The sequence below is a fragment of the Thiomonas sp. 13-64-67 genome, assembly GCF_002282795.1.
In the GTDB taxonomy this organism is placed as follows: Bacteria; Pseudomonadota; Gammaproteobacteria; order Burkholderiales; family Burkholderiaceae_C; genus Thiomonas; species Thiomonas arsenitoxydans.
On the sequence record NZ_NCKP01000084.1, the window covers coordinates 1 to 5,985 of the forward strand.

At 65.3% G+C, this 5,985-nt stretch carries 8 protein-coding genes; 7 read left to right on the forward strand and 1 reads right to left on the reverse strand.

Going from position 1 to position 5,985, the window contains the following annotated elements; genetic code table 11:
- Positions 1 to 82: 82 nt before the first annotated feature.
- From B7X30_RS14305 to B7X30_RS14335, 7 genes are all read left to right on the forward strand, one after another.
- A complete protein-coding gene (locus B7X30_RS14305; RefSeq protein ID WP_286731458.1) occupies positions 83 to 709 on the forward strand; it encodes a thioredoxin fold domain-containing protein in 627 nt (208 codons plus the stop codon).
- A 204-nt stretch (positions 710 to 913) separates the two neighbouring features.
- On the forward strand, positions 914 to 1,396 hold the full coding sequence (locus tag B7X30_RS14310) for a hypothetical protein (protein ID WP_286731462.1): 483 nt from the start codon (positions 914 to 916) through the stop codon (positions 1,394 to 1,396).
- Positions 1,397 to 1,403: 7 nt separating this feature from the next.
- Positions 1,404 to 1,823 carry a hypothetical protein gene (locus B7X30_RS14315; protein WP_286731465.1) on the forward strand — a complete coding sequence of 140 codons (420 nt, stop codon included), beginning with the start codon at positions 1,404 to 1,406 and terminating at the stop codon, positions 1,821 to 1,823.
- A gap of 9 nt (positions 1,824 to 1,832) precedes the next feature.
- Positions 1,833 to 2,843: a YbjQ family protein gene (locus B7X30_RS14320; protein ID WP_286731467.1), complete on the forward strand. Its 1,011-nt coding sequence runs from the start codon at positions 1,833 to 1,835 to the stop codon at positions 2,841 to 2,843.
- Positions 2,844 to 2,852: 9 nt separating this feature from the next.
- Positions 2,853 to 3,716 (forward strand): heavy metal-binding domain-containing protein, encoded by an 864-nt coding sequence (locus B7X30_RS14325; protein ID WP_286731470.1) that lies wholly within the window; start codon positions 2,853 to 2,855, stop codon positions 3,714 to 3,716.
- Positions 3,717 to 3,744: 28 nt separating this feature from the next.
- A complete protein-coding gene (locus tag B7X30_RS14330) occupies positions 3,745 to 4,449 on the forward strand; it encodes a PspA/IM30 family protein (protein ID WP_286731472.1) in 705 nt (234 codons plus the stop codon).
- A 91-nt stretch (positions 4,450 to 4,540) separates the two neighbouring features.
- Positions 4,541 to 5,134 (forward strand): thioredoxin fold domain-containing protein, encoded by a 594-nt coding sequence (locus tag B7X30_RS14335; RefSeq protein WP_286731474.1) that lies wholly within the window; start codon positions 4,541 to 4,543, stop codon positions 5,132 to 5,134.
- Between the two features lie 12 nt (positions 5,135 to 5,146).
- On the opposite strand, the gene B7X30_RS14340 is transcribed toward B7X30_RS14335, so the two are convergent.
- Complete coding sequence (locus tag B7X30_RS14340) at positions 5,147 to 5,812, reverse strand: thioredoxin fold domain-containing protein (RefSeq protein ID WP_286731476.1); 666 nt, start codon at positions 5,810 to 5,812, stop codon at positions 5,147 to 5,149.
- Between the last annotated feature and the right edge of the window lie 173 nt (positions 5,813 to 5,985).

The window sequence follows — 5,985 nt, forward strand, 5'->3', positions numbered from 1 at the left end:
TCAACCACAGCGCCTTGCTGGCCGCGTATCGCAAAGTGAGTGGCTGATCAGGATGACTTCCTGAGTTGCGAAAGGCGATGCCATGGTCCGATCACGTTTTTGTTCTCGACTTCTTTGCCTCGGCGGTGCCGCCTTTTGTCTGGGCACTCTGCCCGTTCAGGCCCAGCAGCAGGCGGCTTCGCCCGCGGTGCAGGCCCGGGTTGCGCCCGACATCCGGGCCGCGGCGCAGGTGCTCGCGCAGTTGCACAAGACCACGCGCATTCGTGAAGGGGAGGGCCCGCGCGTGCTCACCGTGTTCTTCGACCCCAATTGCCCCTATTGCCGACAGCTTTACAGCGCGCTGCGCCCCTACGTTGGCAAAGACGGTTTGCAGGTCGATTGGGTGCCCGTGGCCATTCTTGCGCCGAGCAGCGCGGCCAAGGCGGCCGCCATCCTGCAGGCCAAAGACCGGCTGCAGGCGTTTCGCGCGACCGAAGAACATGGGCTCGACCCCAACCGCCCTGCACCGGCGCTTCCGGGCGCGGGGCAAATCACGGCAGCCACCGGCCGCATCCTCGCGGCCAATGTCGGCGTGCTCAAACAGGCCGGGGTGTATGAAAGCGTGCCGCTGGCGGTCTATCGCGACCGCAACGGACTAGCACAACTCGCGATGGGCGCCCCGCGCGATCAGGCCGCCTTGCGGGCGTGGCTGCAGTCGATCGGGCCCTGAGGTTGCTCATCCCCCTCGGGAGGCCTGACGCGAACGCGGCAGATCTGGGGGCGCTCTCAGGCGCCATTCCTGGCTTCACTTTGGCGAGTCTTAAGGCTCCGCACTTTTCTGGACCCTGCCGATCCAACATTCATCGCCCATGATTGAGCGTGAAGCGAAACCCGCAGCGCCAGCAGGGCGAACGCGGGTTAGCAGGAGCCGGACATGGAATCTGCGAGCAGTGAGAATGACCAGGGGCCGCCGAGCAGCGCCGGGGCACACGCGGCAACGGTGGAGCTCGAACCGACGCAAACGCTGCCGCGCGACGGCTGGCTCGACAGCGGCGACCGGGCCTACCGCGTCGAGGTCGAGACCTACATCACCAGCCGGGTGAAAAACCTCATCATTCGCGGCGGGCGCAATATTTATCCGCGCCAAGTCGAACTCGCCGTGGGCGAGTTGGCCGGGGTGCACAAAGACCGTGTGGTGATGTTCGGCGCGCCCGACCAGGGGGTGCTGGCCCCGCTGCACACCGTGCGCAAGACCTCCAGCGGCAAGCTGCGCCGCGACCCCGGCCTGCTCGGCTTTCACCTCGGCCCGTTCGAGGCGGCGGTGCGGGCCGACATGCCGGTGGTTCCGGTGATTTTGCGCGGCACCCGCGCGCCGCGGCTGGCCTCGATGTTCCCTCACCACGCTCCCCACCCATGACCCACCCATGAACGACACTCTGAATCCCACCGATCCCGGCGCGGACGACGCCAACCAGATCGATCTGCAAGCCGCCTGGATCCGCCGCTCCAGCGCCGACATCCAGGCCTTTGTCGAGGGTCTGGCTGTGCGCCTCGAAGGCGATCTGCCGGGCCAGGTGGATGTGGTGCGCAAGCGCGACGGCCTGTTCGCCAAGACCAGCCATGTGCAGAGCATCACCGTGCGCACCGAGGAGTTTCATTACCTGCTTGAACGCCATCCTTCCGGGGTGCACACCCAGCGCGCCCGGGTGGTGGGCGGGGTCATCCTCAAACGCGACGAACTGAGTCTGGCCGGGTGGATGCAGAGCCTGCTGGCGGCGCTGTTTTCGCAGTCTGGCGAACTGCAGCGCGCCAGCCAGTCGCTGCATGATTTTCTGATGCACTAGGAGCACGGCATGTCACTCTGGAACACTTTGAAGCAGCGCGCCGAGAGCGTCGCGCAGGACGCGCGCCATGCGGTGGACGGGCTCACCGCGTCCGCCCACACCCTGGCCGCACCGCGTGCACTCAGTGCCGATGAACTGGCGCGGCAGCAGGCTTGGGCCGAGGCGCTGCCCGGCAATGACCTGCCCGAATTCGTCAAGGCCCGCCTGGCCGCCACGGCGCGGCGCGAGCTGCCTTGGGTGAGTACCGCCACCCCGGCGGAAATGCTGGCGCAGCGCATTCACGGCATCGAGCCGCTCGGCATGGTCAACGGCAATTGCTGGTACCACTTCGACTACTCCTGGTCGGACGGGCACTACGACGGCTGGCATCACGCCCTTGACCGCCTGCGGCTGGAGGCCGCGCTGCTGGGCGCCAACGCAGTGGTCGACGTGACCTTGCAGGCGCATGCCGGGCAGGGGCCGAACGATGTGGATTTCGCGCTCACCGGCACCGCGGTGCGCATTCGCGGTCTGCCGCCCTCCACCGACCCGGCGGTGGCCACGGTGTCGGCCCTGCACTTCGTGCGATTGCTCGATGATGGGGCGGTGCCCGTGGGCATTGCCATCGGCGCGCATTTCGACTGGTATCTGCCGCGTGCTTCGGCCTACGGCGCGGGGTTCGGGATGATGAACAGCGCGCCCTTCGGCGCTTCGGCGCAGACGGCGTATCAGGCCGGTGCACTGTGGAGCAATGCTGAACTGAGCGAACTCTCGGCCTTTCAGCAGCATGTGCGTCTGAGCGCCATTGAACATCTGCGCAGCGACGGCCAAAGGCTGAACGCCTCGGTACTGGCGCATACCGAATACAGCGAACTCACGCGCGAAGAGGGCGATGGCGGCGAGCCGCCGCGCTTTCAGTGCCGCTATATCGCCATCGGCACCGCCGTGGCCTACGAGCCCAATCGTCCGCTGCGCTCCCGCGTCTGCCCCACATTCAGCCTGGCGGACCGTCAGCTTGAAGCCCCTCGCTCCCAACCCTAGGAAACCATCATGAACGATAGAACCGCATTGCCTCAGACCGAAACTCCCGCAGCTTCCGCCGCCGAGCATCTCGCGCCCCACGCGGTGGAGCGGCTCAAGGGCCTGCGCGCCCAGGGTAGCCATGAGGGCATCTTCACCTCCGACCTGTCGGTGAATGAATTCGTCATGGTGCGCCAGGCCGGGTTCGAGCCGCTGGGCCTAGTGGTCGGCTCCTGCGTCTATCACCTCGGCATTCAGTACGGCCAGTGGTCCACCAGCATGGAAATGGACGTGTTGTCGCAAGCCATGTATCAGGCGCGCGAACTCGCCATGAGCCGCATGGAGCAAGAGGCCATTCTGCTGCGCGCCGACGGCGTGGTCGGCCTGCGGCTGGAGGTCAAGCGCATGGAATGGGACAAGGACATTCTGGAGTTCATGGCCATCGGCACCGCCATTGCCCACCGCACCGCCGACCCCGGTTTCAAAGGCGTGGGCGGCAAGCCCTTCACCTCCGACTTGTCAGGGCAGGATTTCTGGATGCTGCTCAAGTCGGGCTACCGGCCGATGGAAATGGTCATGGGCTCGTGCGTCTATCACGTCGCCCACCAGGGTGCGCTGCGCTCGCTCGGCAATCTGGGCAACAACGTGGAGCTGGCGCAGTTCACCCAGGCCATGTACGACGCCCGCGAACTGGCGATGGAGCGCATGCAGCACGAAGCCGCCGCCGCGCAGGCCGACGGCATCACCGGCGTGCAGTTGCACGAAGGCTCGCACAACTGGCAGCCGCATGTCATCGAGTTCTTCGCCGTGGGCACCGCGGTGAAGGCGATGGAGCAGGCCGACGCGCTGGTGGATGCGCTCAACCCGCAACTCGTCATTCCAGTGAACGACTGAACCATCTTTGACCTGAAGGAGAACTCTCATGACTCTGTTCAAACACGCCGCCGAAATTCTCGAAGCCCGCGTCAACACCTTTCTCAACCACGCCGACGACCCAGCGCAGACGCTGGATCTGTCTTACGAAAAAATGATCACCACGCTGCAGGACACCAAGCGGCACCTGGCCGATGTGATCACCGAACGCATCTCGCTGGAAAACCAGATGACCGCTGCCAAGCACGATGCCGACAAGGCCGAAGCCGACGCCCGCATGGCGCTGCAGGCGCAGCGCGAAGACCTGGCGCGCGCCGCCTTGGGCGAAAAGCAGGCCGCGCAGCAAAAGATCGATTCGCTGCAACAGGCGCACGACAGCGTGGCCGTGCAGGCCGAGAAGCTCACCGCCTACGAGAGCAAACTGCAGGACCGCATCGAACAGTTCCGCACGCAGAAAGAGGTGATGAAAACCCAGATGGCGGCCGCCAGCGCCGAGGTCGGCGTGTCCGAGTCGCTCACCGGTCTGGGCACGGGACTGGCCGATGCCGGTGACGCCATGCGCCGCGCGCAGGACAAGACGTTCCAGATGCAGGCCAAGGCCGAAGCCCTTGAAGGCATGACCGAAGCCGGCATCCTCAGCGATCCGCTGGACCAGCGCGACAGCACCGAGAAAGCGCTCGATAAGCTGCGCACCTCCACCGGGGTGGACGCCGATCTGGCCCGGCTCAAAGCGGAGATGGCGTCGGCCAAGTAAGCGTTGGAGCTCGGCCTCAGGTCTTCTGCGCGCGCGCTGTGTTTGCGGCATACTGCGCCGACAAATATCCCACAAGACGAGGAGACTGCCCATGACTCTCAACCGCCGCGCTGCGTTGCGCACCGCCTTTGCCGCCGTCGTCGCGACCTGCGTCATGGGTCTGGCGCCTTTTGCCAGCGCCCAGCAGACCCAGAACCCCGACGCCGTCAAAGTGCTCGGCGAGATGGGCAAGGCCACGATCATCACCGAAGGCCGTGGGCCGCGCGTGATCTACATCTTTTTCGACGCCAACTGCCCCTACTGCCACGAGCTCTACACCAACCTGCGCCCGAAAGTGGGCAAGGACGGACTGGAGATTCGCTGGGTGCCCGTGGCCGTGCTCACCCCCACCAGCGTGACCAAAGGCGCCGCCATTCTTCAGGCGCCAGACCGTCTCAAAGCGTTTCACGAAAACGAGAACACCTACGGCAAAGGGCCCACAGGGCAGGGCGGCGGCATCGCCCCGGCCAGCAAGGTCCTGCCCGCCACAAGCGCCATGCTCAACGCCAACAACGCCTTGCTCGAAGCCACCAAATCGCCGGGCGTGCCGACCATGCTTTATCGCGACAAACAGGGCGACGCCATGCTCGTCGTCGGCCCGCCTGATGCGCAGCAGCTCAGGGACATCCTCGCGAGCGTGAAGTAGACCGCCACTGCCTCAGGCTGCGCTGCGCAACACGGATGCGATGGCATCTTCCGGCAGCAGGCCGACGATCAGGTGGGCGCGGCCGTTGGCGGTGCGATAGAGCATCACCGGAAAGGTGTGCAAATTGGCCTGACGCATGAGCGCGGCGTTGGTCTGAAGCTGGTGCAGCACCCGGCCGCTGGGGTGGGCCAGGGGGCGGATGCCGCCTGCCGGGCTGTCGCCGAAGTTCCAGTCGTCCTCGTTTTTGTGGAAAGCTTTGAGCGGATCGGGCGCGGCGAGAATGGCTGCAGCCTTGCCCGGGCTGCTGGCTTCGAGTTGCCCCACCGGAATCCAACGCAACTGCAATCCGCCTTTGCCGACCTCCGCCTGTGTGGCCAGGTAGAGCTTGTGCGAAAACGGGCAATTCGGATCGAAAAAGATGTAAACGATGCGCGGCCCGGCGCCCTCCTGAATCCAATACGCCGAGCCGATCGCCTTGAACAGCTTGGCCGCCCGGGCCGCCTCGGGGTCGGCCGACCATTCCGCGCTGGAATTCGCCGCCTCAGCCGCAGGGGACTGCCAAAACAGCGGCAGGGTCGCGGCAGGCCACGCTAGGGTCAGCCGCAATAGACGCCGCCTTGACGGCGAGGGCGGCCGTGCACAAGGCGCATGAGGAACGACGGCGTTCTGTTCAGACACGGCGGCCTCCTTGGGGCGGCGGCTTCAAAGTCACGGCTTCACATTACTCACTAGTCGATAAATAAGTCGACAAAAAGGGGAACTCATGGAGGGTCAGTGCATCTCATGGATATGAAGCGAGATGGACGGACTTTGGACCACAAAACGCTCGAGGCCATCAGGCGCATGGCGGT